Annotated in this window: 19 protein-coding genes; 9 read left to right on the forward strand and 10 right to left on the reverse strand. The window is 69.6% G+C overall.

The features are described from left to right. The first annotated feature begins 46 nt into the window (after nt 1-46). The 3 genes from M1L58_RS06850 to M1L58_RS06860 all read left to right on the forward strand — a co-directional run bounded on the left by M1L58_RS06850 (nt 47) and on the right by M1L58_RS06860 (nt 2,736). Entirely contained in the window at nt 47-685 is a 639-nt protein-coding gene (locus tag M1L58_RS06850; protein ID WP_006358886.1) for a response regulator, read from the forward strand. 10 nt (nt 686-695) lie between these two features. Beyond that, the gene (locus M1L58_RS06855) at nt 696-1,985 is read left to right on the forward strand and encodes a sensor histidine kinase (protein ID WP_248658330.1); all 1,290 of its coding nucleotides are present in this window, start codon (nt 696-698) and stop codon (nt 1,983-1,985) included. A gap of 286 nt (nt 1,986-2,271) precedes the next feature. Beyond that, complete coding sequence (locus M1L58_RS06860; RefSeq protein ID WP_040536789.1) at nt 2,272-2,736, forward strand: hypothetical protein; 465 nt, start codon at nt 2,272-2,274, stop codon at nt 2,734-2,736. Nucleotides 2,737-2,856: 120 nt separating this feature from the next. Here the strand turns inward: M1L58_RS06860 and M1L58_RS06865 are convergent, their stop codons facing one another. The 4 genes from M1L58_RS06865 to M1L58_RS06880 all read right to left on the reverse strand — a co-directional run bounded on the left by M1L58_RS06865 (nt 2,857) and on the right by M1L58_RS06880 (nt 8,644). Beyond that, nucleotides 2,857-3,354 carry a DUF421 domain-containing protein gene (locus M1L58_RS06865; protein WP_006867997.1) on the reverse strand — a complete coding sequence of 166 codons (498 nt, stop codon included), beginning with the start codon at nt 3,352-3,354 and terminating at the stop codon, nt 2,857-2,859. A gap of 152 nt (nt 3,355-3,506) precedes the next feature. Further along, nucleotides 3,507-4,196, reverse strand: coding sequence for a hypothetical protein (locus tag M1L58_RS06870; protein WP_248658309.1), 690 nt, complete (start codon nt 4,194-4,196; stop codon nt 3,507-3,509). 244 nt (nt 4,197-4,440) lie between these two features. Next, entirely contained in the window at nt 4,441-6,939 is a 2,499-nt protein-coding gene (locus tag M1L58_RS06875; RefSeq protein WP_248658310.1) for a LuxR C-terminal-related transcriptional regulator, read from the reverse strand. Continuing rightward, nucleotides 6,926-8,644: an Hsp70 family protein gene (locus tag M1L58_RS06880; protein ID WP_248658311.1), complete on the reverse strand. Its 1,719-nt coding sequence runs from the start codon at nt 8,642-8,644 to the stop codon at nt 6,926-6,928. Before M1L58_RS06880 ends, M1L58_RS06875 begins: the two co-directional genes overlap by 14 nt. A gap of 344 nt (nt 8,645-8,988) precedes the next feature. Here M1L58_RS06880 and M1L58_RS23310 point away from each other — a divergent pair, with 344 nt between their 5' ends. The 3 genes from M1L58_RS23310 to M1L58_RS06895 all read left to right on the forward strand — a co-directional run bounded on the left by M1L58_RS23310 (nt 8,989) and on the right by M1L58_RS06895 (nt 15,727). Further along, nucleotides 8,989-12,105, forward strand: a complete 3,117-nt coding sequence (locus M1L58_RS23310) for an IniB N-terminal domain-containing protein (RefSeq protein WP_282578402.1) — start codon at nt 8,989-8,991, stop codon at nt 12,103-12,105. A gap of 152 nt (nt 12,106-12,257) precedes the next feature. Further along, on the forward strand, nt 12,258-14,195 hold the full coding sequence (locus tag M1L58_RS06890) for a dynamin family protein (protein ID WP_248658312.1): 1,938 nt from the start codon (nt 12,258-12,260) through the stop codon (nt 14,193-14,195). Continuing rightward, nucleotides 14,195-15,727, forward strand: coding sequence for a dynamin family protein (locus tag M1L58_RS06895; RefSeq protein ID WP_248658313.1), 1,533 nt, complete (start codon nt 14,195-14,197; stop codon nt 15,725-15,727). Before M1L58_RS06890 ends, M1L58_RS06895 begins: the two co-directional genes overlap by 1 nt. On the opposite strand, the gene M1L58_RS06900 is transcribed toward M1L58_RS06895, so the two are convergent. From M1L58_RS06900 to M1L58_RS06920, 5 genes are all read right to left on the reverse strand, one after another. Beyond that, the gene (locus M1L58_RS06900; RefSeq protein WP_040536968.1) at nt 15,696-16,238 is read right to left on the reverse strand and encodes a hypothetical protein; all 543 of its coding nucleotides are present in this window, start codon (nt 16,236-16,238) and stop codon (nt 15,696-15,698) included. The two genes, M1L58_RS06895 and M1L58_RS06900, sit on opposite strands and share 32 nt — an antisense overlap. 102 nt (nt 16,239-16,340) lie before the next feature. Then, a complete protein-coding gene (locus M1L58_RS06905) occupies nt 16,341-16,766 on the reverse strand; it encodes a DUF779 domain-containing protein (RefSeq protein ID WP_006868381.1) in 426 nt (141 codons plus the stop codon). A gap of 155 nt (nt 16,767-16,921) precedes the next feature. After that, nucleotides 16,922-18,445, reverse strand: coding sequence for an acetaldehyde dehydrogenase ExaC (gene exaC / locus M1L58_RS06910; protein WP_006868382.1), 1,524 nt, complete (start codon nt 18,443-18,445; stop codon nt 16,922-16,924). Between the two features lie 296 nt (nt 18,446-18,741). Continuing rightward, on the reverse strand, nt 18,742-20,049 hold the full coding sequence (locus M1L58_RS06915; protein WP_248658314.1) for a GAF domain-containing protein: 1,308 nt from the start codon (nt 20,047-20,049) through the stop codon (nt 18,742-18,744). A 100-nt stretch (nt 20,050-20,149) separates the two neighbouring features. Continuing rightward, nucleotides 20,150-20,983 (reverse strand): helix-turn-helix domain-containing protein, encoded by an 834-nt coding sequence (locus M1L58_RS06920; RefSeq protein ID WP_248658315.1) that lies wholly within the window; start codon nt 20,981-20,983, stop codon nt 20,150-20,152. A 37-nt stretch (nt 20,984-21,020) separates the two neighbouring features. Here M1L58_RS06920 and M1L58_RS06925 point away from each other — a divergent pair, with 37 nt between their 5' ends. Then, the gene (locus tag M1L58_RS06925) at nt 21,021-21,584 is read left to right on the forward strand and encodes a maleylpyruvate isomerase family mycothiol-dependent enzyme (protein WP_248658316.1); all 564 of its coding nucleotides are present in this window, start codon (nt 21,021-21,023) and stop codon (nt 21,582-21,584) included. On the opposite strand, the gene M1L58_RS06930 is transcribed toward M1L58_RS06925, so the two are convergent. Beyond that, a complete protein-coding gene (locus tag M1L58_RS06930) occupies nt 21,581-21,835 on the reverse strand; it encodes a hypothetical protein (RefSeq protein ID WP_040536976.1) in 255 nt (84 codons plus the stop codon). The genes M1L58_RS06925 and M1L58_RS06930 overlap by 4 nt on opposite strands. Nucleotides 21,836-21,931: 96 nt before the next feature. On the opposite strand from M1L58_RS06930, the gene M1L58_RS06935 reads away from it, so the two are divergent. Together M1L58_RS06935 and M1L58_RS06940 are read left to right on the forward strand one after the other, a co-directional pair. Further along, the gene (locus tag M1L58_RS06935) at nt 21,932-22,339 is read left to right on the forward strand and encodes a YccF domain-containing protein (protein ID WP_006868387.1); all 408 of its coding nucleotides are present in this window, start codon (nt 21,932-21,934) and stop codon (nt 22,337-22,339) included. A 178-nt stretch (nt 22,340-22,517) separates the two neighbouring features. Next, entirely contained in the window at nt 22,518-23,393 is an 876-nt protein-coding gene (locus M1L58_RS06940; RefSeq protein ID WP_248658317.1) for an anti-sigma factor, read from the forward strand. Nucleotides 23,394-23,398: the final 5 nt, after the last annotated feature.

A 23,398-nucleotide genomic window follows, 5' to 3' on the forward strand; every position in this document is an offset into this window, starting at 1 on the left:
CCGTGTAACCGGGTGAAACGCGTTGTATGCCCCGTATTCTGGGGCGATGGAAACCCTCGTGACCGCGGTCGTCGTCGACGATCACCCGTTCTTCCGGGACGGGGTGTCGCGGGGTCTCACGCAAAGCGGTCGGGTGCGGGTGGTCGGCGAGGCCGCTGACGGCGCCGCCGGCCTCGAACTCATCCGGCGCGAGAACCCCGACGTCGCCGTCGTCGACCATCAGATGCCGGGGATGACCGGTGTCGAGCTGGCCCACGCGGTCACCCGCGACAAGCTGCCGACGCGTGTCCTCCTGCTGTCCGCGGTCACCGAGGGACCCATCGTCTTCCGGGCGCTGCAGGAGGGCGCCGCCGGTTACCTGTCGAAGGATGCCGACCGCGACGAGATCGTCGGCGCGGTGACCCGGGTCGCCAAGGGCGAGACCGTGGTACCCCCGGGGCTCGCGGCCGGCCTGGCCGGGGAGATTAGAGCCCAGACCCAGCGGGACGCACCGGCCCTGAGTGAACGCGAACGGCAGGTCCTCGCCGGTTTCGCACGCGGACAGTCGATTCCGCAGGTTGCCGCCGAGTTGTACATCGGGGCCGCGACCGTGAAGACCCACACCCAGCGTCTCTACGAGAAGCTCGGAGTCTCCGACCGTGCCGCCGCGGTGGCCGAGGCGATGCGTCGTGGCCTTCTCGAATAACCGGCGGGTGATGCGCAACTCCGACGTCGAGATCGCCGGTCTGACCGTCTATCTCGGCTTCGGCGAGTTCGCCGACGAGCCGCGTATCCACCGAATCCTCGTCGACCACGCGATCCGCGGAATCCGGATCCAGGTGCTCCTGCGACTCTTCCTGGCACTCTTCGTGCTCCTGACGGTCTGTCTGGATCCGCCCGACCATGCGGCTGTGTTCAGCGTCGTCACCGCCGTTCTCTATGCGGCATGGTGTGTCGCCGGAGCGGTCGTGGCCCGGAGTCACCAGTCCTGGATGGTCCGCTACTCGTGGATCGCGTTGCCGATCGACCTTCTGCTGCTGACGATCCTGGCCGTCGTCGCCGGTATGTCCAACGAGGTCAGCTGGACCACCGATGCGCTGATCGCCGGCTTCGCTCTGGTCCCGATGATCGCGGCCATCTCGCTGCAGCCGCGCCTCTGCGCGATGGTCGTGGCGTCGACCGTGGTGGTCTACGCGGTCGCCAACATCCTCGCCCGGGACTCGAACGGCGAACCCTGGTCGATCATCGTGTTGCGCATCCTCGTGGTCGCAGCTCTCGCGGTCGGGGCGGTCCTGTTGTCCCGGCTACAACGATCCCGGGTGACGACCATCGGATCACTCGCCGCCGAACGCGCCCGACTCCTCGACGCGACGATGGAGATCGAGGAGCGCGAACGCCGTGACCTCGCCGACAGCCTCCACGACGGCGCACTCCAATATGTGCTCGCCGCACGGCAAGAGCTTGCGACACTGCGGGGCTCGGCCGATCCCGTGACCCTGGACCGGGTCGACGGCGCCCTGCGCGACTCGGCACGGTTGCTCCGCTCGACCCTGAGCGAACTGCATCCCGCGGTCCTCGAACAGGCCGGGCTCGCCGTCGCACTGACCGACCTCGCGTCGTCGTACGGCAGCCGCGCGGGCGCACCGTCGATCTCGGTGGACACCGCCGCCTGGCCGACCGAGCTGCGCACCACCGCCGACTCGCTGCTGTTCGCCGCGGCACGCGAGCTGCTCACCAACGTGGTCAAACACGCGGACGCCGACACCGCGGAGGTCACGGCCGAGTTCGACGACGGGGTCGCGCGATTGGTCGTCGTTGACGACGGCGTCGGACTGCCCGACGAGATCGAGGTCGAGGAACTGATCCGGCGCCGCCAGGCCGCCGGCCACATCGGCCTGGCCTCGCGGCGAGTACGTATCGAGGGGGTCGGCGGTGCATTCTCCCTGCAGAACCGGCCCGGCGGTGGGACCGCCGTCGTGGTCGAGGTGCCCGCGCGCGAGGTCTGACCCCGGCCCGCCGAAAAGCGACCCCGATAAGAGCCCTGTGCAGCGGCCTCGCTGTCACAATGCCGTCGGCCGGGCTGTGGAGGGTGCATTGCGGGGGCGGATCCCAGGGGCGGTTTTCAGCGCCGGTCTGGGCTTGTGTCCACCGATCGGTGGATGCGGCAATCCACCGGTGGATCACCCGGTCGGCGGAATCCGGGCGGGGTGTTTTCCGACGAAAGTCATTGGTGTCACCGGGACAGCCCGGAACAACCACACAAAAACCCTCACCAGAGACTGGGAGAACCCCATGAAGATCGCGTCCCGCATCGCAGCCGGAACCCTCGGACTCGCCGCAGCCGCCGGCATCGCACTCGGTGCCTCCGGAGCAGCCCACGCCGGCACCATGCCGATCACCCGCCCGGGAGAGCCGACGGTCGCGATGACGATCACCAACCACACCGACAAGCCCGAGTACCTGATCGGCAGCAACGCCGACGGTGGCCAGTGGGTGAACGCACCGAAGAAGGTCCTCTACCCCGGTGCCACCGAAACCATCACGGCCGTCGCACCGTTCAACAATCATCTCGACGTCAACGCGATGTACCGCATCGGCCTCTTCGGCCCCACCGCCAACTACCAGCTCACCAACCACAAGTTCAACGTGAACACCGACATGAGCGGTATCTGGGGTCCCCGGTCGCAGCAGTACTGGATGAACAGCAACATCGACACCGGCTTCCCGCAAGCCAATGTCGGATTCGACCAGTGGTGAGTGGAGGACGCCTGCTGATCACTGGAAACACCACAGGCCCCGTGACCGAGAGGTCGCGGGGCCTGCGGTGGTTTCGGACAAGCTCAACCGGCACGGAGAACAGGCTCGGCGGGAGAGCACTCAGTCGGGGGACGGTCCGGGGACGCGGATGATGCTGATCATCCCGTTGGGTTCGACGTAGGCGCGTTCGACCGACGCGAGCTCGTCGACCCCGTGCAACCTCAACTGGGACATCACCTCGTCGTAGGTCATGAACTCGCGCAACATCACCTTTCGGTTCAATGTGCCGTCCTCGATGAGAGGGCGCGGCCTGGCCTTCACCCAGCCGGCGATACGCGGGAACCGATAGGCGAGCGCGTCGAGGCTGACGCTCCAGAACAGAACGGTCGCGACAAGTATCGTGCCGTCGGACACCGAGGAGATACGGCTGCCCTGCAGCCCGGCCGCGGCCGCCTCGGACATCAACACCACCAGCAACACATCGGTCAGACCCAGCCCACCTGATTCCCGCTGCCCCACCACGCGCATCAGGACGAACACCACGAAGAACGTCACGGTCCCGCGGACGATCGACTCCTCGACCGGCACCGAGAAACCGAAGATCGACGACCAGTTCACCGCAGCTCCCTTCTGCCGCCTCGGCCCTCGTGTACGGCGTGTCGCAGAAGTACCTACGTGATGTTGGTGCCAAACACCCGACGCAGCATGACGGACCCGCGACCGACCAGGTCGCGGGTCCGTGCAAAGCGTTGCGTCGAATCAGGCCGACATCACGGGAAGAGATTTTCCAGCGAGCCGAAGCCACCGGCGTCATCGGTGGCCTTGAAGTTCGTGGTGCAGCCGTTGAACGAGACATTGTCGATGTTCACGGTCCCGGTGCTGTCCGTTGGCTGGCTCGAGATGCCGTAGTGGTCGACGACCGCGTCGTCACCGGCAGCCTGGATGAGCTGAGCCAGGGTTGCGGTCTGAGCCCGCGGGATACCGGGGAGGTTTCGCGTCGCCCACCACTGGTCGGAATCGGTCGCGTCGGCCAACGTCTTGCCCTCGGGGGCGGCCCAGACCAGAGTCGCGAAGCCGTTACCCTGACCGGTCTCTGCTCCGGTCACGCGGATCTGCCAGTTCGCCTGGCCCGCCGACTTGTGGAATGTCAGCGGCTTCTTGGCCACGTCAGCGAGCGGCAACTGGCCTGCGGCGTGATAGGAGGCCTGTCGCGGCGTGGTCGCGGTGGTCACGAACTGCAGCGAACCGTCCTCGTCGTTGACGTTGACGTCGGAGTACTTTCCGGCCTGGCCCTGCTCATCCGAGAAGGTATTTCCCCAACCGGCGGTGTTGCCCGGCGTCGAGACCTTTGCGCAATTGTTCTCGTCCACCGGTGCGGCATTTGCCACGCCAGGTGCGATGAGTCCCGCGATTCCGAGAGCTGCGCCGACAGTGGTTGCACGAATGAGATTACGTTTCATGTGTTTCCCGACCTCCATTTATTTCGATTTATGGACATCGGCGAACGTAACAAACGAAAACAAGGGCTACCACCCCTTTTGAGGAACACATCACACAATTGAAATTGGTGAATTTCCGATCGAATAACATCGATTTGCGACAACTCGGACAGAGCACGCGAGCGTCACATTGTGCTTACGAGGTATGAATTGCACCCTTAGGTGGGTATGAATCGTATTCTTTCTTGGGGATGAAATCGCGAAATCAGCTGTATCCCGCGGCCCGTAATGCGGCCATCAATTCCGAGCGCGAACCCGCATCCAAACGGCGTCGGATACGGGATACATGGTGTTCTACGGTTTTCGCCGAGATGAACAGTCGGGCCCCGATCTCCCGATAGGTGAAACCCTGCAACAGTTCACGTGCGACCTCGGCCTCGCGCTCGGTCAGCAGGCCGTCGACGGGGCGGGGACGGCGACGATCGGCGTCGACCGACCGGGCCGTCTCCAGCAGGCCCGCCGACCTGCCCGGGTCGTCGGTGCGTAGCGCCGCGATCCCCGCCAAACGCCCTGCCTCCCAGGTCAGTCCACGCAACCGAAGGGCAGCCACCGCGGCGGCCACCTGCGCGTCGTCGACGCTGCCGACCGGCTCGAAGGTGAGCGCCATCCAGGTGCGGGCGACCGCCTCGAGGCCCGAGGCGGTCGCGTTGCTCCCGGCAACTCCCTGGAGCAGTCGTTGACGCTCGGTTGCGAGCTCGGCATCACGAGCGATGACCCCCGCCTGGACTCCGGCGAAATGCCACGGTGCCGCCCAGGTCACCGGATTGCCCACTGATTCGAGCAACCGATCGGCCGCGCTGATGTGCCGGTCGATCGACGCCGTGACGTCCAGTCGTGCAGCGGCCTGCCAGAACTCGGCGAGGGACCGCAGGAGATAGAGGTCGATCTCGGTCGCGGCGAGCAGCGCCGGCGCTTCGGGCCACAGCGCGGCGAGTGCCGAGGTGTCGCCGTTGCGGCGCGCGTGGCCGAGGCGGACGGCATGCGCCCGCAATCGGTCGGCTGCCCCGGCGGGCTCCTCGGTCGGCAGCAGACGAGTGACCGCATCGAGGTCCCCGCTGGTAAGCGCGATCTCGGCCTCGAGCAGAGCTCCTGCGGCGGAGTCACCCGCAGCTTTCCGAAGCGCGCGGGCCGCATCGAGGTCACCGCTGTTCAGCGCCAGTGCGGTCGCGGCATGCAGGGTCCTCCCGGTCGAGGGATCGCGCCCGCCCGGAACGGCCGACGTGAGCCCGCGGACCACGAGACCGACCGCGTCGTCACCGTCTTCGTGGTCGGCGCACACCGACGCGAGCAGACCCCGGACCGCCCGTGACCGTATTGCTCGGGCACCCACCGGCGGGCGCCCCGCATCAGCGGCGGCGACCGCCGCGGCAGATGCCCTGTCCCCGACCGCCACCAATGCCGTGACGGCCGAAAGGGATTCGGCCGCAATGTTCTCCGGGCCGAGCCAACGGTAGAGATCAGCTGCATGAGAACCGAGACCACGCTGGGCCGCGACGAGGGCCGCGATCCCCACCCAGTCTTCGATCCCCTTCTCCGTGGGGCGAGCCGACTCGAGACGGAGGTCCGCGACCTCGCCCGCGCCGTCGACATCACCGGAAACCAAGGCGCGCTGGGCCATCAGGAGGCGGACGTCGTCACGCCCCGGTTCCAGACGATCGGCGGCACGGAGCAGGACCACCGCGCGTGCCGCCGTGGCATCAGCCGCACCGGCGAGCAGGGTGTCGACCAGACGCGGGTCCTCGATCCCCGCTTCCGCTGCGTGCAACGCGTCGTCGACGGTCAGTTCACTTGCCCGCAGACGTACCGCCACCGACGTACGGCGGAGCTGGTCGAGCCGTCGATTTCCGACAACCGCGCGTAGCGGATCACCTGCCGCGGAAACGAATACGTCGGCACCGCGCAGCAGGCCGGTCCCCCGCGCACGGTCGAGTGCCTCGACCGCTGCCTCGTACGGGACGTCGAGCGTCTCGGCGAGGCTCCCCGGGTCCAACGGCGCCCGCAGCGAAGCGAGGGCCAGGACGGACAGTGTCGTCGGGTCGAGGCCCCGGAGCAGACGATGGTGACGGTCGCGCGCCACGCGCTCGACTATCACCAGCTCTTCGACGGTCTCTCCGGGCACCGCTGCCGTCGCTTCCTCCCGGATCGAGAGCAACGCAGCGGTCACGACGTTGCGCGCACCACCGCAGCGTCGTCGGATCAGCGACGCGGTCGCCGGCGTGAGCGTGAGACCGGCACGAGCCGCCTGAACGAGTACGTCCGCCGTGCTCATCGTGCCGAGCTCGAGGACCGCGCCCGAGCGGCGGGCGAGGTCGAGCACCGCGCGAAGGGCCGGGTCGGTTTCCCGTGGTTCGGTCGTCGCGATCAGACCGATGGTTCCGGCGTCGATCATCGTCGCCATCCGCGCGACGAGGTCACCCGGCCAGGTGTGGAGGTCGTCGGCCAGCACCAGCGTCGGGCCGACCGTGTCGCCACCGGCCGGCATGCCGACGCTGACCGGGATGTCGACTTCGCGCAACCGTTCGTGCACGACGTTCAGCAGCGCGCTGCGTCCGCTTTCCGGGATGCCGACGACAACCGCGCAGAGCGGGAACCTCGTGCGCGCACGGCCGAGGATGTCGTCGACCCAGGTCGACGCGGGATCCCGGCGATCACCGCTGGTCGGGGTGGGCGAGACAGTCGCCCGCCCGGCCTCAGCAGACGACACGGGTGACGCCACACAGGACCTGACCGGTGCCGTCGAGAATCCGGCCGGGCACCTGCAGGACACCGCCCGAGCGGCCCCCGCCTCCGCCCCCGGTGCTCGGCTGCTCGGAGACATCCGGGCTCGGTTGCGGATCGGGCACGGGCGCGGGAACCGAATCGACGGGCGCCGGCGCAGGAGGCGGGGCCGCCGGAGCGGGGGCCTGTCCACCGGTCGAGGGTGCCTGACCGCCGCGGGGCGCGCTGGTGGTTCCCGGGGCCGAGGTACCCGCCGGGGCGGCCGCGGTCGATCGTCGCGGGGCCGGGGTTCCCGTACCGGTGCCGGTTCCCGCGGCCCGCGTACCCGTGCCGGTGGCGGCGGCCCGGGTTCCGGTAGTGGCCTCGGTGACGGTCGGCGCCGGTTGGCCGGGTTTCCCCGGAGTCGCGTCGACCGTCGTCACTGCACCGGCGGGAGGCGGCGTCGCCTCGCCGGTGGACCCGACGAGACCCGTCCCCACCGACAGTCCGGTCGCCGAGACCAGCACCAACGCCGCGGCGCCCGCCGTGATCAGGATTCCACGCCGACGCCGGGTCAGACGCGGCGCCGGAGTCGCGACCGGAGTACTGGGCGCCGGCTCGATCTCGCGCAGCGGACGTTCCCCCGGCAACGGTGCGAGCGCCTGCCCCGGGATCTCCGTGGTCGGTTCGAGCGCGGCAGAGGCACGCGCGCCGAGCGCGGCGATACCGAGCAGTGCACCGCCGGCCGCAGACGCCGAACCGGGTTGGGGGTCGAGGAGGACCGGCGTGCGCAGGGTTGCCGACAGCATCTCGGTGACGAGTGGGATCGACGCGCCCCCGCCGCCGAGAACGATCGCCGTCACCGGGCTCGGGCGTCCTCCCGGTTGGTCTGCCCCCGCACTCGCGAGGGCCTCGCGGATCAGCGCCACCGATTCCGCGATCGGTCCCCGGACCAACTCCTCGACGTCGTCGCGAACGAGTCGGGCGACGGTGGTCGTCTCCCCCACCCGGACGTCGACGACCGCGTCGGTGTCGACCGACAGGGCTTCCTTGGCTGCTCGGCACTCGGTGCGGAGTCGGGTCAGATCGTCGAGGACCGCGGAGGCACGACCGGGGTCGGCGAGTTCGGCGTCGACACCGGTGACCCGCAGCGTGTGCGCCAGCAGCAGCCGGTCGAACTCGTTTCCGCTGACCGAGTCGAGGCGCAACGGCCGACTCACCACACGGGGTTCGTCGCCGGTGGCGAGCACGGTGACGGTCAGCGCCGATGCGCCGAGGTCGTAGCCGATCACGAGGCCCTCGCCGAGGGCACCCTCGCTGTGTTCGACGGCGGCCAGCGTCGCGCGCGACTCCGGCACCCAGCTGATCTCGCCCGTCGGCAGGTCGTCCCGCTCGAGGAGGGCAGCGTGGGCTTCGTCGACGGCCTGCGACGTCCACGTGTCCGCATGCACGACGGCCAGGTGATCGACCGGATCGGCGAGGTCGAGTCGGGTGAGGAGCGCGGCGACCGCCTCGGCGTGGATCTGTGCGGCGGGTCGGCTCCGTCCGCGGTCGTCGAGCACCGGTACCGGATCGCCGACACGGTCCAGGAAGTCGCCGGAACCCACCAGGCCGGTGGTCTCGACGGAGAGCGAGTTCTCCCACGAGTGTTCGGTGGCGACGACCGCGACACTGTTCGCGCTCCCGACCTTCACACCGATCGTGATGCCCATGTCGGTCAGCTCCTGTTCCCACCCGCGGGGTGGTCGATGGCGATCACCGTCCGGCCACTCGCGCGGCGTGGGTGTTCGTCTGATGGCGCGTGCCGCGGCCGATGCGGGCGCTGCACGTCACAGAGTGTGTCGCGGGCCATGACCCGACCGTTAGCGTTTCGGCCGCGATTAGGGGAAAACTCCCTGCCCCCTACCGGTGCACGCGGACTCCCGGGTCGATCCCCCGTTCACCGGGTCCGTGACAGGACTAGGGATTTGCCCCGATGTCCCGGAGCCCACCGCTGCCTAGCGTCGAACTCGACACGGGATCGAACTGCGATCTCTCCGACGCAAGGAACGACGCCATGCCGACCAATGCGGTACTCGACTTCATCCTCGGTCTGCTCCGCGACGAGGACGCGTTCAACACCTACTGCGGTGACCCCCAGGCCGCGATCGACCGCGCCGGGCTCACCGGGATCACGCCCGCCCACATCTCGGCCGCGGCGCCGCTCGTCGCCGACTCCGGCCTGGCTGCCGGCGGCGCTGCCGGTGGTGGCCTGGGCGGTGCCATCGGTGCCGGCGGCGGAGCGATCGGCGGGGCCGTCGGCGGTGGCGCCGGGGGCGGTATCGGGTTCGGTCTCGGTGGGCTGGGCCTCGGTGACGTCGATCTCGGTGGCATCAACGTCGGGGGTGGTGGCCTCGACCTCGGCGGGGTGAACCTCGGCGGAATCGGACTGGGCGGAATCGGATTGGGCGACTTCGACTTCGGCGGTCTCCTCGGCGGTATCGGGCTCGGGGATGTCGACCTGTCCGGCCTCTCCCTCGCCGACCTGGACCTCGGCGGTATCGCCTTCGGTGATCTCGACCTGGCCGGTCAGCTGGCCGTCGCCCTCGGGGCGGCGCTGTCCGCCGGGCTGGGCGCGGGGGGCGCGGTGGCGGCGCAGTTCGGCGCCACGCTGGGTGCCGCCCTCGACTCCCTGGTCGCCGGTGGCCTCGAACTCGGTGCGGGCGCCGGACCGCTGATCGCCGGTGCGCTCGCCGGCGCGATCGACGCCGACGGTGCGCTGGCCGGTCAACTCGGCGCATCGCTCGACGCCCTCCTCGCCGCGGGCGCCGGCCTCGGACTCGGTGGCGACCTCGCCGCCCAGCTGTCGACGGCACTCGGCGCGGGCGGCGAACTCGCGGGCGAGTTCGGCGCGACCCTCGGCGGACTCCTCGGCGCGACCCTCGGCGCCGGCGGTGCGCTCGGCGCCGACCTCGCCACCGCCCTCGCTGCCGGACTCGGTGCTGGCGGCGCCATCTCCGCGGTCCTCGCCGGTGCGCTCGGCCTCGATGCCGACCTGTCGGCCGACCTCACCGCCGCCCTCACCTCGACGCTCGACGTCGCGGGCGACCTGTCCGCCACGCTGTCCGGACTGCTCGACGCACAGGCCGTCGCCGACCTGTCCGGCGAACTCGGTACGACCCTCACCGGCGCCCTCGGCTCGACCCTGGCGGCGGGCGGTTCGGCTGCCGCGTCGGTCGGCACCGCGCTGGGCGTCGCCCTGACCTCCACCGCCGCCGCGGCCGGCGGACTGGCGCTGACCGGCGCGGCCGGTGCGAACGCGGTTCTCGCCGGCGCCCTGACCGCCGCTCTCGGAGTGGGTGGAGGCGCCCAGGCCGGTCTCGCCGCGACCCTGGAATCGGTGCTCGCGGCCGGTGGTCTCGTCGACCTCGACGCGGCCCTCGCCGCGGGTGGCGACCTGGGGTCCACGGTCGCCGGCGCGCTCGCCGCAGGCCTCGAGGCCGGTGGCGACGCCGCAGGTGCCCTGGGCGCCGCACTCGGCGGCACCCTGGCCGCCGCGCTGGACGGTGGCCTCGCCGCCGACCTGACCGCCGGACTCGGCGGAGGACTCGAGACCGGCCTGGGACTGGGCGCGGGACTCGGCAGCGTCTTCGAGGGCTCCGTCGGGGGCGCCCTCGAAGGCGGGCTGAACGTGATCGGAGGCCTGGGCGGCGAGCTGGGTGGCGCACTCGGCGGACTGCTGTCGGCCGGCGTCGGACTCGACTCCGCCCTGAGCACCGTGCTCAGCGGCGTCCTGGGAGCAGCTGCCGGCGCCGATCTCGGGGCCGCGCTGGGCGGTGCGCTCGGCCTCGGTGGCGTGCTCGGCACCGACCTCGCCGGTCTCCTCGACGCAGGCCTCACCACCGACCTGGCCGCCCAGTTGGGGGCCGCACTCGGTGGCGGTGGCGAACTCGCTGCCCAACTCGGTACCGCGCTCGGCGGTGTACTCGGTGCGACCGCGGGTGTCGACGGCATCATCGACGCCGCGGCGGGTGCCGGTCTCGGTGTCGGTGAACTGCTGGCCGGTGACCTGGGTGGGGCCCTCGGGGTCGACGGCGCCCTCATCACCCAGCTCGGCGGGGCACTGGACGCCGCACTCGGGGCGGGCGCCGACCTGGGCCTGGTCACCGAGACGGCCGGCGACCTCACCGCCACGCTGGGGACGGTCCTCGGAGCCGGCGGCGATGTGGGAGCCGACCTCGGCGCATCACTCGGTGCCGTTCTCGGTACCGCGCTGACCGGCGACCTCGGCGGCGAACTCGCCGGACGGCTGGCCGGTGGAGCGGATCTGGGCGGTGCGCTCACCAGCACGCTGAGCAATGCGCTCGACGTCGATCTGGCGGCCACGAACGGTCTGGTCACGACCCTGGAGTCGACACTGCAGGGCGGTCTCAACGGGGCGTTGACGGGTGAGCTCGGTGCGGTCCTCAACCCGAGTCTGGTGATCTCGCCGGAGGACGGCATCAACGTGGGCGGCCCGATCCTGACCGGCGGCCTCACCGGCGGCGCCGTCGGCGACCTCACCGGTGGCCTGGAGACGGGACTCGGCGGCGGACTCGCCGGACTCGGAACGACCCTGGAGTCGGGGCTCGGTTCGACCCTCGGCGGCGACCTCGGTCTCGGTGGTGGACTGGGTCTCGGTGGTGGACTGGGCCTCGGTGATGGACTGGGCCTCGGTGGTGGACTGGGCCTGGACAGCTCGCTCCCTGCGGAGGTCACCGGTGACCTGACGACCGCCGTCTCCGGTGCGGCCGACGGCGCCGCGACCGTCGGCGGGGACGCGACCGCGGCGGTCGGTTCGACGCTGGGCGGCACCCTCGACGCGACAACCGATGCGATCGGCAACCTGGGCACCGACCTCCCGGGCGACCTCTCCGGCAGCCTGACCGGCGGACTCACCGGCGGCGGCGAAGCCGGTGGCGGCGTCGACCTCGACGGCGTCGTTGACACCGACGCCGGACTCGGTGGCGCCCTGGACTCGACGGTCGGCGGGGTGACCGACACGACGAGCAGCCTTACCGGAGGTCTCGCAGGTGATCTCACCGGCGGCCTGACGGGTGGCTTGACCGGCGGTCTCACCGGCGGGCTGGGTGCCGACGCGGAAGCCGGTACCGCTGCATCCGGAGACGTCGACGCCGGACCGGACGCCGGCTGACGCCGGACCCGACGGCTTCGCCCCGGCATCGCCCGACGCCAGTCCCACTGGACGTCGACGGTGCCGGGGCCGACCTCGTCTCTGCGGTACGCGCCGGAACACCTCCCCAATGCCGACCGCGTGCGTCGACACAGAACTACCGTGAGGACACCATGACAAGCTCACCCGCCGAGTTCCCGGCCAGCGGTCGGACGGTCGACGTCGCGCAGGCGTCGGCGGCCGCCACCCCGACCGCACCGTCGACCATCGGCGATCTGCTGAGCACGATGTCGGAGGTGGCCCGTGAAGCCGGGCGAACCGATCTCGTCACCCGCCTCGACGGCGCGCGGACCCGCATCTCCGACCCCCGGTTGCGAATCGTCGTGGTGGGTCAGCTCAAACAGGGCAAGAGCCACTTCGTCAACGCCCTGCTGGACCTCGACGTGTGCTCGGTGGGAGACGACGAGACGACCGCGGTGCCGACCGTGATCTCGCACGCGCCCCAACCGACCGCCCACCTCGTCGTCGACGGTCCGTCCGCCGACAGTCGCGTCCCGGTCCCGATGGACGCCATCGGCGCCGTCACCCCCGACTCGCCCCTCGCCGGCGGCCGTGAGGTGCTGCGACTGGAGATCGGTGCACCCGGTCCGCTGCTGGCGGACGGACTCGTGCTCGTCGACACCCCCGGGGTCGGCGGTCACGGGCACCCCTATGCCGCAGCCACGCTGGGCATGGTCGCGGCCGCCGACGCGGTGCTGGTGCTGTCCGACGCCAGCCAGGAGTTCACCGCGCCGGAGATGTCCTTCCTCCAGCAGGTGATCGGCCTGTGCCCGACCGTCGCCTGCCTGCTGACCAAGACCGACCTGTACCCGCACTGGCGGGCCGTCGCCGACGCCGACCGCGCGCACCTCCGGGGCGCCGGAATCGACATTCCCCTGCTGCCGGTGTCGTCGGTGCTGCGTTCTCACGCGCTGCGCCTGGGCGACGAACAGCTGAACGCCGAAGCCGGTTTCCTCGATCTCTACCGATACCTCCGCGATCACGTGGTGGCGACCGCCCGACAGGCGACCCGCGGGGCGGTGGCCACCGATCTCCGTGTGGTCAGTGAACATCTCGCACTCACCCTGGGCAGCGAACTGGCCGCTCTGCGCGATCCGGACACCGCGAACAAAGCCGTCCGAGCGCTCCACGAGGCCAAGGCCGACGCGGAGGCGATGCGCCGGCAATCCGCGCAGTGGCAGCAGACCCTGGCCGACGGGGTCGCCGACCTCGCCGCCGACATCGACCACGATCTCCGCGACCGGCTCCGAGCGGTCACCCGCGAGGCCGAACGCGCCATCGACGAGGGCGACCCGGGAACCGACTGGGAACAACTCGCCGAATGGTTGACCGAACAGACGGCGACGGTGATCGGCGACAACTTCGTCTGGGCTCACGAGCGGTCGGTCTGGCTGGCCGAACGGGTCGCCGATCATTTCGCGGCGGCAGGCCAGAATTCGCTTCCCGACTTCGACATCGCCGATCTGACCGGTGTCCTCGACTCGGTGTCCGAACTCGCCGAACTCGACAGCGGCAAGGTCGGGGTCACACAGAAACTGCTGATCGGGATGCGGGGATCGTACGGCGGCGTGCTGATGTTCGGGCTCATCTCGACGATGGTCGGCATGGCCCTGATCAACCCGGTGTCGGTGGGTGCCGGACTCCTGCTGGGCACCAAGGCCTACCGTGACGACAAGCAGGCCAAGGTGCTCGAACGCCGAGCCAAGGCGAAGGTGGCGGTGCGGGCGTTCACCGACGACGTCAGCTTCCAGGTGGGCAAGGAGTCCCGGGACCGGTTGCGGGTCATCCAGCGCGTGTTGCGCGACCACTTCAGCTCGGTCGCCGAGCAGACGGCCCGCTCCATCTCCGAATCCCTCAGTGCCGCACAGTCTGCCGCCACTTCCACCGAGTCCGAGCGGACCCGTCGAGCCGCCGAGCTCGAGTCCCGGCTGGCAGCGGTCGCCGCCCTGCGCAAGGCCGCCGATCACTTCGACCCTCAGCAGGTCGTGACCGCCCACCCCGAACCGGCCCAACCGAAGGTCGGTCGCCACGCGTTCGGGCAGTCCCGCTGATGGCCGGGATCGATCGTGCGCGTGCGCTTCTCGACACCGCTCGTGGCGCCCTCGCCGATGACCCGCGTGCGCAGGCCGAACTCGATCTCTGTGAGCACCGGATGTATCAACCGGTGCGGGTCGCGTTGGCGGGCTCGCTGAAGGCCGGCAAGTCGACACTGCTCAATGCGCTTGTCGGACAGGACATCGCCCCGACCGATGCCACCGAGTGCACGCGGGTCGTGACCTGGTACCGCAGCGGCCGGTCGCCGTCGGTGACCGCACACGTCGACGACGGTCGAGCCATACCGATCCCGGTGACCCGTGTCGACGGACGCCTCGGTTTCGACTTCGGCCGCCTCACCGCCGATCACGTGGACCATCTCGACGTCGAATGGCCCGCCCGTGCACTGCAATCCACCACGATCGTGGACACACCGGGCACCGCGTCGCTGTCGACGGAGCTGTCCGACTCCACGATCCGCCTCCTGGCACCCCGGGGCGACGAGCACCGGGGCCAGTCGGGGGTCGACGCGGTCGTCTACCTGCTGCGATCTCTCACCGCCACGGACACGGCCATGCTGCGACGTATCGGCACCGCGATCGGCGGGTCGTCGGGTCCGTTGGGGGTGATCGGCGTCGTGTCGCGGGCCGACGAGCTGGGCGCCGGCCGGATGGACGCGATGATCTCCGCCCAACAGATCGCCGGGCGCTTCGCCGGTGAACTCGAGCGGACCGGCCTCTGCCAGGCGGTGGTCCCCGTCGCGGGGCTGCTCGCCCTGGCGGCCCGCACGCTACGCGAGGTCGAGTTCCGCGCACTGGCACAACTGGCCTCGACGCCGGGGCCCGAGCTCGAGGCGGCGTTGCTGACGGTGGATCGCTTCGCGCGGCCCGACATCCTGCCCGACATCCCCGCCGGTCTCCGGCGATCACTCGCCGAGCGGTTCGGCGTCTTCGGCATCCGGCTGGCGGTCACGCTCATCCGTTTCGGCGCGACGTCGTCGACCGCGCTGGCCGCGGAGCTCCTCGACCGCAGCGGCCTGCCGGAGTTGAGTGCCATCATCGACACCCAGTTCGCCCAGCGCGCCGACGAACTCAAGTCCCATTCGGCACTGGTCACTCTCGATCACCTGCTGGCGACGTCCGTGGCGACTCAGGCGGCTCAGCTACGGGTGTCGGTCCGACGAGAGCTCGCCGACGTGCACGGTTTCCGCGAACTGCGACTCCTCACCACCATCCGCGGCGGCGGACTCGACCTGCCTGCGGATCAGATCGCCGATCTCACCCGCCTGATCGGCGGCTCGGGGATCGATCCCGCGACACGTCTGGGTCTCCCCGCCGGAACCGATCCGCCGACTGTTCGTACGTTGGCGATCGAAGCCGTTCGAACGTGGCGGTCCCTCGCCGCCCACCCGCTGATCGCACCGGACGTCGCGTCGGCCTGCCAGGTGGCCGCGCGCAGTGCCGAGGGCATCGTGGCGCGCCTCGACGAATCACAGACAGCTGCCGGCACAACCGGTTTCAGCGCAGAGATGCACTCACCGCGCGGGTGAAGGCGACGCCGGTGGCGATCAGCGCGATCACCGCCGCGGCCACCGGCAGCCACAGCACCGGCGCAGACAGGCCGGCGTCGGCGAGCCCGGGCGTCGACGGATCGACGGTGAGGCGGAATCCCACCGCGCCCGCAGTTGCGACCAGGGCGCCGACCGCCAGCATTGTCCGCCCCGCACGACGGCCGGCCCACAGACGGAACGCTCCCGCGACGCCCGACACGACGACCACGAGCGCAAGGCCGGCGCCGATGAGCAGGGAGATGTCCACGGCGCGTCCGGCATCGGTGCCGCTGTCGGGGTGTTCGCGGATCAGGTCGGCGGCCAGGACCGCGCGGAGGTCGTCGAGCGACGCCACGATCAACAGGACGGTCACCAGGGTCAGCGCGACGGTGCCGATCCACCCCAGGACGACCCAACGGACAGCCCCGGCGCGTTCGGTGTTCCGCCGGGGCCGCATGGGGGTGACGGCCACGCGGGGTCGTGGTGGTGGGGCATCGCCGGGCATCGACATCCTTCGATCGTATGCGCTCGAAGCCGCCTGTCCGGGAAACCGAGAATGCGCCGTGGGTATCGTATTTCGACACCCACGACGCATTCTGTGGAGCTGACCGGATCAGGGTCCGGCGGTCGCACCCGTCAGCGGGGGCGACGCGGCGAGGAGTTCGTTCTCCTCCTCGGTGAAGGCCCGGGCCCGGGAGAGGAAACGCACGCCTTCGGGCGCTTCCAGACTGAACCCGGCGCCGCGTCCCTTCACGACGTCGAGGATGAGCTGGGTGTGCTTCCACAGCTCGAACTGGTCGCCGTTGATCCAGACCCGTACTGCCGGAATGGGTTCGGGGAGTTCGATCTCGCCGACCAGCACGTCGCGCTGACCGACCCGGTACTCCCCCACCGGATAACACATCGGGGCCGAGCCGTCACAGCATCCACCGGACTGGTGGATCATGAGACCGCCGTGCAGCTCCGACAACTTGGTCAGGAGCTGCACGGCGGCGTCTGTGGCGACCACCCGATCAGGAGCAATCTGTTCGGTGGTCATTCTCAATCACCTTCTGTGGGTTGCCCTTCGATACGCCCTTCGCAAGCTCCGGGCTACTCAGGGAGCAGACCTGGGGCCCTTCGCAAGCTCCGGGCTACTCAGGGAGCAGACCTGGGGCCCTTCGCAAGCTCCGGGCTACTCAGGGAGCTAGTGGATCAGAAGAACCCCTTCGCGTTCTGAGCGTAGCCGACCAGGAGGTTCTTGGTCTGCTGGTAGTGCTCGAGCATCATCAGGTGGTTCTCGCGACCGATGCCGGACTGCTTGTAGCCGCCGAAGGCAGCGTGTGCCGGGTAGTCGTGGTAGGTGTTGGTCCACACACGTCCGGCCTGGATCTCGCGGCCCGCACGGTAGGCGGTCGCACCGTCACGGCTCCACACGCCGGCGCCGAGGCCGTAGAGGGTGTCGTTGGCGATGTGCATGGCGTCGGAGAAGTCCTTGAAGGTGGTGACCGCGAGGACCGGGCCGAAGATCTCCTCCTGGAAGATGCGCATCTTGTTGTTGCCCTGGAAGACGGTCGGCTTGATGTAGAAGCCGCCGGACAGGTCGCCGCCGAGGTCCGCGACCTCGCCGCCGGTGAGCACCTCGGCGCCCTCGTCGCGGCCGATGGCCAGGTACGACGAGATCTTCTCGAACTGGTCGTTCGATGCCTGCGCACCCATCATGGTGTCGGTGTCGAGCGGGTTGCCCTGCTTGATCTTCGAGACGCGGTCGACGGCCTTGGCGATGAACTCGTCGTAGATGTCCTGCTGGATCAGCGCGCGGCTCGGGCAGGTGCACACCTCGCCCTGGTTGAGCGCGAACATCGAGAAGCCTTCGAGCGCACGGTCGAGGAAGCCGTCGTCGGAGGCCATGACGTCGTTGAAGAAGATGTTGGGGCTCTTGCCACCCAGCTCGAGGGTGACCGGGATCAGGTTCTCCGACGCGTACTGCATGATCAGGCGGCCGGTGGTGGTCTCACCGGTGAACGCGATCTTGCGGATGCGGTTGCTCGAGGCCAGGGGCTTGCCGGCCTCGACGCCGAAACCGTTGACCACGTTGAGGACACCGGCGGGCAGCAGGTCGCTGATGAGGCTCACCAGGTAGAGGATCGATGCCGGGGTCTGCTCGGCGGGCTTGAGCACCACCGCATTGCCGGCGGCAAGAGCCGGGGCCAGCTTCCAGACGGCCATGAGGATCGGGAAGTTCCACGGGATGATCTGGCCGACGACGCCGAGCGGCTCGTGGAAGTGGTAGGCCACGGTGTCTTCGTCGATCTCGGAGATTCCGCCCTGCTGGGCACGCAGAGCGCCGGCGAAGTAGCGGAAGTGGTCGATGGCGAGCGGGATGTCAGCGGCGAGTGTCTCGCGGACGGCCTTGCCGTTGTCCCAGGTCTCGGCGACCGCGAGCTTCTCGAGGTTCTCCTCCATGCGATCGGCGATGCGCAGCAGTGCGAGGGAGCGCTCGGCGGCGGAGGTCTTGCCCCAAGCAGGTGCGGCCTTGTGGGCGGCGTCGAGGGCGAGGTCGATGTCCTCGGCCGTCGAGCGGGCGACCTCACAGAAGGTCTTGCCGTCCACCGGCGAGGGGTTCTCGAAGTACTGACCCTTCACCGGCGGGGTCCACTGGCCGCCGATCCAGTTGTCGTAGCGCGACTCGTAGCTCATCACCGAGCCATCGGCACCGGGCTTTGCGAAGACGGTCATGGTCACTCCTTGCGTGTCGGCCTCTTCTCGAGGGCGCTGGACTCTGTCACGTGGGACACCCCTGGATGTCCGATGTGATCTGTTCCACACGGTAGGTGTGAGCTCGTTGCACGAGAGTTGCAACGTTCACAACGTGTCCCTTCGTGACGGTCCTCCGCAGGCTCCGGACCTCCTCAGGGAGCAGGGGGCGGTCCTCCGCAGGCTCCGGACCTCCTCAGGGAGCAAGGGGCGGTCCTCCGCAGGCTCCGGACCTCCTCAGGGAGCAGGGGGCGTTCCTCCGCAGGGAGCGGAGGTCGTCACACTCCGTAACGCTTGTCGAGCAACCTGATGCGCCCGCCGACGACGGCCCGGTCGGGGTGCCCGACCGGCAGCCGGTGTTCGAGGCGACGCCAGGCGACGAGGTCGTCGCGCCCGTGGACCGACGACGTCCACTTGCGCAGCGCGACGACGTCGCCGGCCGCGATGAGTCGTGAACGCAGGTCTTCGCGTAGTTCCTCGAAGATCTCGACGATGCCCGGCGCCGTCGACTCGACCAGCAACCCGCCGCGGCCGAGGTCATCGACCACAGATGCCAGGTCGCTTCCGCTTTCGATGCGTTCCCGGATGTCCCCGATGTCGGAGGAGATGTCGAGGGTGAGGCGGTAGGGGCGGCTCGCGACGACATCGGCACCGAGGTCGCGTCGGAGTCGGGAGATCTCAGCTCGCACGCTCACCGGATCGAGCCCTTCTTCGGCGAGCTTCAGGGCGAGCTGCTCGGTGTTGAGTCCCTCCGGGAAGGCTTGCAGGAGAACGAGAATCTCCGCGTGGCGCGGGGACACGGTGCGCGCACCGGTCGCGTCTGCGATGCGGCGCCAGCGATGCGGACCGTCGCCGAGGACGGTGAGGTGGGCGGCGCTCGACCGCACGACGCCGGTGTGGAAGGTGGACGGGTCGGCGAGATCCACGGCGCTCGACTGCAGTTCCCGCTCCACCGCGGCGACCACCGATCGGACCGCCGCGAGCGCGAACGGAGCCGCGACCTCGCGTCCTCCGGTCACGTCGATGACGCCGATGACGTGCCCGGTGAACGGGTCGTGCACCGGCGCCGCGGCGCAACTCCACTCCTGGACCGGGCCGGCGAAGTGTTCGGGGCCGACGATCTGGACGCCGCGGTCGACGGCCAGGGCGAGACCGGGCGCGTTGGTCCCGACCGCCTCCTCGCTCCAGACCGAGCCCTCGACGAAGTTGATGTTGCCGGCCTTGTCCCGGGCGGCGGAGTCTCCCTCCACCCACAGGAGTCGGCCGACCTGGTCGGTGAGGGCGACGACGACCCCTGTGTCGGCGATCGCATCGACCATCAGCGACTGCACCAGTGGGCGGACCGCGGTGATCGGATGGGTGGCCCGATACTCGGCGAACTCGTCGGCGGTCATGGTCGACACCGCTTCACCGGTCGGCAACCCGTCGGCGGGACCGACGTCGCTGGGATCGATGCCGCGACTCAGCGACCGTGCCCAGGAGTCACGGACGATGGATCGGACCGCATCTGTCGGGGGTGTGACACCGGAGAGGAAATCCTCATACGCACGGCGGATGCGTGTCGCCACCGCAGCCGCGTCTGTCATGCGCCCTCCGTCGCTCGCCATATGCCGACAATTCTGCCTGGCAAGGTGTGATCCCGGCAACAATCCGGGTTCGCCAGCGTGTAGAGAGTACTCGTCCTGGTCAAGCGAACCGCGAGGAGAACTCCCGCGGGGTCATCCCGGTGACGGCCTTGAAGTCGCGGACGAAGTGGGCCTCGTCGGCGTACGAGAGTTGCGCGGCGAGGTCGGCCAGGGTCTCGTCGGGTTCGCGAAGCCGTTCGGCCGCCTCCTGGAGGCGTCGGCGTTGGATCAGCCATTTCGGGGTGAGGCCGAGCCGGCGGCGGGTGAGGCGTTGCAGGCTGCGCTCGGTGATGTGGAACCGCTCGCAGATCTGCGCGACCGCGACCACTGTCGAGTCGTTCTCGACCCAGTCGACGATCGCGTTGATCAGGCGACCGTCCTCGTCCATCGGTGGATATCCCCGCAGCCAGTCCTCGACGATGTCCGTCGCCGCACGCTGGGCGTTCTCGTCGTCGGGTGCAGGAACCATCACCGCACGGACCCACCGGGCGAGGTCCGCGCCGGGCTCGCCGAAGACCACCGACAGCTCGTCGAACCGGTCGGTCCACTGCGCGACGTCGCCCACGAGCAGACCCCCGGCCCCGGGAGTGAACATCACGCCCACCGCCCACCCGTCACCGGTGAGGACCGTCTCCGACAGGCCGGTGACCACCCCGTAGAAACGGGCGTAGGTGTTGCTGATGACGGCCAGGCACACGGGGTACTGCAGCACGCGCTGCGGAGCCTCCGCCCCCGGCGGGACCGACCAGACCGGCACCCAGAACCGGCGCACCATCTCGTCGAGATCCGGGCCGGGACCCCACCGGCCGATGCGGTAGCTCGCATCCGACGTATCGACGAGATGCGCGCGCTCGACGTCGTCGAGTCGCGTCGATCCCGAGTTGTCGGGTTTCATCAATCACCGTCCCCTGCACAGGCGCTTGACTGTCATCATGACCACCACCACAGACAATGCACCACTCCTTGATCGCTACAACTCCTACGCCGACGGTTTCGGCGCCGTCCTCGCGACCGTGCCCGCCGACGCCTGGTCCAACCCGTCACCCTGCGACGGCTGGACTGCCCGCGACGTCGTGGCGCACGTCGTCGATTCGCAGCGGGACTTCTTCGCCGGACACGACGTCGACCTCGGTCCCGCCCCCTCGCTCGACGATCCCGTGTCGGGCTGGCGGACCCACCGGGAGGCCGTCGCCGCCCGCCTCGCCGATCCGACCGTCGCCGACCGCGGCTTCGACGGGCACTTCGGTCCGACCACCATCGGCGAAACCCTGGTCCGTTTCTACGGTTTCGACATGATCGCCCATCGCTGGGACATCGCCTCGGCCGCCGGGTTCGACCATCGGTTCACCGACGACCAGCTCGACGAGATGGAGGCCGCTGCCGACGGCTTCGGCGATGCGCTCTACTCCGAGGGGGTCTGTGAGCGCATCGACGTCCCGGCCGACGCCGACCGTCAGACCGCCTTGCTCGCCCGACTGGGGAGGCGAACCGCTTAGGGAATCCAGCCGTTCCGCCGGGGATACCGCACCCGCAGATAGCTGTAGACGTAGGTGCTCACCAGCAATGCGGCACCGGCGCCGATCGCCGGCCACAGGAAGGCATTGTCGAGGGAGTCGCGGACGGCCGCGACTGCCCATCCGATCACGAACAGGACGAGCGCGATCGTCGCCAGGATCCGGATCACGAGGACGAGCGTGGCGACCAACGCCCACACCGCTTCCCGCGTCCGAGTCGACCGTCCCCGCATGAGGACCAATCGTAGTGCGAGCGGTCCGCACACCTCGAAGTCAGTGCTGGTCACGCTTTCGTCCCCACCGGGTTGCCACACGTGGACAATGGACGGATGAAGACCATCCTCAACGTGATCTGGCTGCTGCTGTGCGGGCTGTGGATGGCGATCGGCTACGTCGTCGCCGGCATCATCTGCTGCATCCTGATCATCACCATCCCGTTCGGCATCGCGTCGTTCCGGATGGCCAATTACGCTCTGTGGCCGTTCGGGCGCACCGTTGTGCGCAAGCCGTCCGCCGGGGCGGCGTCGTTGATCGGCAACATCATCTGGCTCATCGTCGCCGGCGTCTGGCTGGCGATCGGTCACATCGCCACCGGCCTCGCCCTCTGCATCACCATCATCGGTATCCCGCTGGGTATCGCCAGTTTCAAGATGGTGCCGGTCTCACTGCTCCCGCTCGGCGCGGAGATCGTTCCCACCGGCCAGCCGATGCCCGGTGGCGCCCCCGCACGCATCTGAGTCGCCCGACCCATCCGACCACGGCGTCGAGTCCGAAGAATGGGGCATGAGGTTCACGACCGGACCCCTTCGAGCATCGGGGCCCTGCGTCCGCAGATGCGGGCGGATATCTGCCGGCCATCGGAAGGACAGCAGCAGAAGGTGAACGCGGTACGACACCGAGGGAAGGAGGTGTGCCATGACTGATCATCTCGATCCCGAATCAGCAGAACTGCTCGAACTCGCGCCGGTGGTCGGGCTCAACGCATTGACCTCCGACGAGCTGCGCGACATCGAGGCCCGGGTCGCCGCCGCTCCCGCGGATTTCCGCGAACTGTTCGCCAAACAGGTCCGGGCGACGCGGGAGGCGATGGCCGCGGTCAGCGCCGCCACCGCGACCCCTCCACCGCCGTCGTTGCGCGAGCGGGTCCTCGCCGCCGCGCGCGCCGAAGCAGGGCTCGACGAACCACCGGCGCGCAACGTCCCACCGGCTCCGTCTGTTCCGTACGAGCCTGCGATGCCGTCCGACGGGGATCTCGGGGTCGAGGTACCCGAGCCCGTTCGGTCGGAGCCCGACGAACCCCTCGCGGAACTCGATGCCCGTCGGCCCCGTCGCTCGCGTCGATTCACCTATCTGACCGCGGCCGCCGTCGTCGCGATCGCGGCCGGCGCGCTCGGTTGGGCCATCGGCTTGTCGAGCTCCGATGAGTCGGGCTCCCCCGCACCCGTCGCAGTACCGGCCCAGCAGGTGTTCTCCGCCGAGGATCTGCGCTCGACGAGCGCGCCGGTCGCCACCGGCAGCGCCACCGTCTACGTCGCCGAGTCCACGGATACCGCTGTGCTGGTGATGAATTCGGTGCCGCCGCCCGAACCCGGCACGGTCTACCAGATGTGGCTCGTCGGCCCCGGGGGCACGCGTTCCGCCGGCACCATGACCGACGAGGACGTCGAACCCGTCACCACCGCCGTGCTGGCCGGGATCAACAGCGCCGACGCATTGGCGTTCACCGTCGAACCGCCCGGCGGCTCGACGCAACCGACCAGTTCGCCGGTCGCGCAGCTGTCGTTGAGCTGACCGTC

The sequence above is a fragment of the Gordonia sp. C13 genome (genome assembly GCF_023218005.1).
GTDB lineage: Bacteria > Actinomycetota > Actinomycetes > Mycobacteriales > Mycobacteriaceae > Gordonia > Gordonia namibiensis.

Excerpts from the sequence above, each read along its gene's own strand:
- M1L58_RS06890 (WP_248658312.1), top strand. The coding sequence starts at position 12,258 with ATGACAAGCTCACCCGCCGAGTTCCCGGCCAGCGGTCGGACGGTCGAC.
- M1L58_RS06920 (WP_248658315.1), bottom strand. The coding sequence starts at position 20,983 with ATGAAACCCGACAACTCGGGATCGACGCGACTCGACGACGTCGAGCGC.
- M1L58_RS06860 (WP_040536789.1), top strand. The coding sequence starts at position 2,272 with ATGAAGATCGCGTCCCGCATCGCAGCCGGAACCCTCGGACTCGCCGCA.
- M1L58_RS06915 (WP_248658314.1), bottom strand. The coding sequence starts at position 20,049 with ATGACAGACGCGGCTGCGGTGGCGACACGCATCCGCCGTGCGTATGAG.
- M1L58_RS06940 (WP_248658317.1), top strand. The coding sequence starts at position 22,518 with ATGACTGATCATCTCGATCCCGAATCAGCAGAACTGCTCGAACTCGCG.
- M1L58_RS06895 (WP_248658313.1), top strand. The coding sequence starts at position 14,195 with ATGGCCGGGATCGATCGTGCGCGTGCGCTTCTCGACACCGCTCGTGGC.
- M1L58_RS06925 (WP_248658316.1), top strand. The coding sequence starts at position 21,021 with ATGACCACCACCACAGACAATGCACCACTCCTTGATCGCTACAACTCC.
- exaC (WP_006868382.1), bottom strand. The coding sequence starts at position 18,445 with ATGACCGTCTTCGCAAAGCCCGGTGCCGATGGCTCGGTGATGAGCTAC.
- M1L58_RS06900 (WP_040536968.1), bottom strand. The coding sequence starts at position 16,238 with ATGTCGATGCCCGGCGATGCCCCACCACCACGACCCCGCGTGGCCGTC.
- M1L58_RS23310 (WP_282578402.1), top strand. The coding sequence starts at position 8,989 with ATGCCGACCAATGCGGTACTCGACTTCATCCTCGGTCTGCTCCGCGAC.
- M1L58_RS06935 (WP_006868387.1), top strand. The coding sequence starts at position 21,932 with ATGAAGACCATCCTCAACGTGATCTGGCTGCTGCTGTGCGGGCTGTGG.
- M1L58_RS06930 (WP_040536976.1), bottom strand. The coding sequence starts at position 21,835 with ATGCGGGGACGGTCGACTCGGACGCGGGAAGCGGTGTGGGCGTTGGTC.
- M1L58_RS06880 (WP_248658311.1), bottom strand. The coding sequence starts at position 8,644 with ATGGGCATCACGATCGGTGTGAAGGTCGGGAGCGCGAACAGTGTCGCG.
- M1L58_RS06870 (WP_248658309.1), bottom strand. The coding sequence starts at position 4,196 with ATGAAACGTAATCTCATTCGTGCAACCACTGTCGGCGCAGCTCTCGGA.
- M1L58_RS06905 (WP_006868381.1), bottom strand. The coding sequence starts at position 16,766 with ATGACCACCGAACAGATTGCTCCTGATCGGGTGGTCGCCACAGACGCC.
- M1L58_RS06855 (WP_248658330.1), top strand. The coding sequence starts at position 696 with ATGCGCAACTCCGACGTCGAGATCGCCGGTCTGACCGTCTATCTCGGC.
- M1L58_RS06850 (WP_006358886.1), top strand. The coding sequence starts at position 47 with ATGGAAACCCTCGTGACCGCGGTCGTCGTCGACGATCACCCGTTCTTC.